General features: G+C 73.5%; 1 protein-coding gene. It reads right to left on the bottom strand.

The window, feature by feature from the left end:
* Positions 1–3,445 (bottom strand): non-ribosomal peptide synthetase (locus IEZ00_RS35890; RefSeq protein ID WP_189227807.1); only part of this gene is annotated, 3,445 nt, incomplete at both ends.

Raw genomic sequence — 3,445 nt, 5'->3', positions numbered from 1 at the left:
GCCGCACGCAACGCACCCACCACCGCCACAGCACGAATCGAATGCCCGCCAATGGCGAAGAAGTTGTCGTGCACGCCCACTTCCGGCCGGTCCAGCACCTTGCGCCAGACCTCGGCTATCCGCTCCTCCAGCTCCGAACGCGGCGCGGCCGACTCCTCCACAGTGGACGCGCCGTCCGGCGCGGGCAGGGCGCGGCGGTCGATCTTCCCGTTGGCGTTGAGGGGAATCGATGGCACCCGCACCACCAGCGAGGGCACCATGTACTCCGGCAGCTTCTCCCCGCAGTGCCGCAACAGCTCCTGCGTCCCCTCGTCGCTGACCACGTAGGCGATCAGCCGGACGTCGGCGCCGCCGTGCGCGATGACCGCCGCGTCCTGCACGGCGGGGTGCTCGACCAGCACGGCGCGGACCTCGCCCGGCTCCACCCGGTAGCCGCGGATCTTGACCTGGTCGTCCACCCGGCCGACGAACTCCACGTTGCCGTCGGGCAGCCGCCGCACCAGGTCACCGGTGCGGTAGAGCCTGCCCTCCCCGAAGGGGTCGGGCACGAACCGCTCCGCGGTCATGGCGGGCTGCCCGACGTAGCCGCGCGCCACGCCGGTGCCGCCGACGTACAGCTCGCCGAGAACACCGATCGGCACGGCGTGCATCCGCGCGTCGAGCACGTACATCGACATGCCCGGCAGCGGGAGGCCGATGGGCAGCACGTCGGTCGTCGGCTCGGCCACGACCGGGAAGACGCTCGTGCCGACGGACGCCTCGGTGGGGCCGTACTCGTTGATCAGCCTGCTGCGCGGGGAGATCTCCCGCCACCGCCGCACGGTGGTGCGGCTGAGCGGTTCGCCCGCCACCACCAGCACGTCGGCCAGCTCGGTGCCCACCGGCACCTGCGAGGCGATCACGTCCAGGTGGCCGGGGGTCAGCTTGATGAAGCCGAACGGCCCCGCCTCCACCAGCAGCGCGCCCAGGTCGGCCAGGTCCAGGTCCTGCGGCAGGAACGCCACCCGCTCCCCGGTCACCAGCGGCGCGTACAGGTTGGGCACCACCAGGTCGAAGGCCACCGAGGAGAACAGCGGCGCGCCGCCGGGACCGGACAGCTCGGCCGCCGCCCAGCGCACGTGGTTGGCCAGGCCGCGGTGGCTGACCAGCACGCCCTTGGGGCGCCCGGTGGAGCCGGAGGTGAAGATGGCGTACGCCGCCGCGTCCAGGTCGTTGACCACCGGCGGCTTGGTGTCCGGTCGGGTGTCGATGACCGCGCGGAAGGTGTCGAGCACCACCAGCGGCACGTCCACGGCGAACCGGTCGCTGTAGCGGGCCTGGGTCACCACCAGCGGGGCGCCCGCGTCGGCCAGGATCGCGGCCAGCCGGTCGGCGGGCTGGGAGGGGTCGGCGGGCACGTAGGCCCCGCCCGCCTTCCAGGTCGCCAGCAGCGCGGTGATCAGGTCCGGGCCGCGGTCGACCAGCACGCCGACCGCGGTCTCCGCGCGCACGCCCTGCGCCCGCAGGTGGTGGGCCAGCCGGTTGGCCCGCCGGTCCAACTCGGCGTAGGTCACCCGGTCGTCGCCGCAGGTGACCGCGACGGCGTCGGGCGTGCGGGCCGCCTGGGCCTCGAACGCCTCCAGCACGGTGCCGGTGAAGCCGTCCACGTCGGCGGTGGGCTGGTGCAGCACCCGCTCGCGCTCGGCGGCGGGCAGCCGGACCTCGCGCGGGTCGCCGTCGGCGTCCTCGGCCATGGCCAGCAGCACGGCCCGGTACATGCCGCCGATGCGCTCGACGTTGGCGCGGCTGAGCTGCCTGCTGTCGGCCATCAGGAACACGTGCCCCAGCCGGACCAGCACGGCCAGCGGGAACTCGGTCGGGCTGTCGTCGACGCTGGCGGCGTAGTCGACCAGACCGCGGTCGACCATGGTGAAGTCGTGGTAGCTGAACCGCACGTCCAGCAGCCGCTCGCCGTCGGCCAGCTCCTGCTGGATGACCGGCATCGGGAACCGGCGGTGCGGCCACAGCGCGGCTTCCTGCTCGAACACCGAGCGCACCAGGTCCCGCCACGTGGTTGCGCTGCGGTCGTGGCTGAAGGGCAGGCTGTTGAGGAACATGCCGTAGACCCGCTCGGCGCCCTCGACCTCGGGCCTGCCGTGCAGCACCAGCCCGCTGAGGAAGCTCTCCTGGTCGGTCAGCTGGCCCAGCACGGTGAAGTGGGCGGCCAGCAGCACGCTCTTCATCGACGCGCCCGCGCTGCCCGCCAGCTCGCGCAGCCGGGGCTCCAGGTCGGTGAACGGCACCGGGTGCGAGATCGCCTCGCGCTCGCCATCGGGCTCGCCCCACCCCGTCGGCAGGGCGAACTTCGGGTGCCGGTCCACCACGGCCTGCCAGTGGGCGCGGTCCTCGGCCGACTCCAGCGCCGCCAGCTCGGCCGCGATGAAGTCGGCGAAGCGCAGCGCGGGCGGCTCGACCGGCTCGGTCGCGCCGGTGTCGCGCAGCTGCCGGTAGCAGTCCAGCACGTCCATCAGCAGGGTGTGGTGGCTCCAGCCCTCGATGACCGCGTGGCACTCGGTGATGGTCAGCCACCAGGCGTCGCCGTCGCACTCGTGGGCGTGCAACCGCACCAGCGACGGACGGCGCAGGTCGAACGGCTCGGCCCGCTCCACCGCGGTGAACTCGCGGATCGCGGCGTGCACCGACTCGTCGTCCAGGCCGGTGAGGTCCTGGTGGCCCACGGCCATCGCCGCGTCGGCGACCACGAACTGCATCGGCACGGAGTAGCGGTCCAGGTCGATGCCGGTGCGCAGCACCTCGTGCCGCGCGCTGACCACCCGCGCCGCCTCGCGCAGCGCCGCCAGGTCCAGCGGCCGGTCGTCGCGGACGCGGAAGGAGGTGACGTTGTGGTAGGCCAGCAGGTCGCCGGAGGTCAGCATCTCCACGACCATGCCGGTCTGCACCCGTGACAGCGGGTAGGCGTCGACCGCCTCCTTCGGCAACCTGGCCCGGTCCTCGGCGGTGATCAGCTCGAACGGCGCCACGCGGCGCTCGTGCGCGAGCTCCTCGCGGGACTCCAGCAGCGCGGCCAGGCCCGCCACCGAGCGGTGGTCGAACACGTCGCGCACGGTCACGTCCACGTTGGCCGCGCGCAGCCTGCCCACCAGGGCGACGGCGGACATGGAGTTGCCGCCGAGGTCGAAGAAGCTGTCGTGCGCGCCGACGCCCGCCACGCCCAGCAGGTCGGCGAACAGCGCCGCGACGCGCTGCTCGGCGGGACCGTCCGGGGCGACGTAGTCGGCCTTGGCCAGCGCGTCGTCGGTGGGCGCGGGCAGGGCGCGCTTGTCGAGCTTGCCGTTGTTGGTCAACGGCAAGCGGTCCAGCACGACCACCGCCGAGGGCACCATGTACTCGGGCAGGTGGGCCGCCACGTGCTCGCGCAGCTCGCGCGGCGCGGGTTCGGCTCCGG

The organism is Saccharothrix coeruleofusca (assembly GCF_014648515.1).
GTDB classification, from domain to species: Bacteria; Actinomycetota; Actinomycetes; order Mycobacteriales; family Pseudonocardiaceae; genus Actinosynnema; species Actinosynnema coeruleofuscum.
This window is presented reverse-complemented; position numbering and strand designations above follow the sequence as displayed.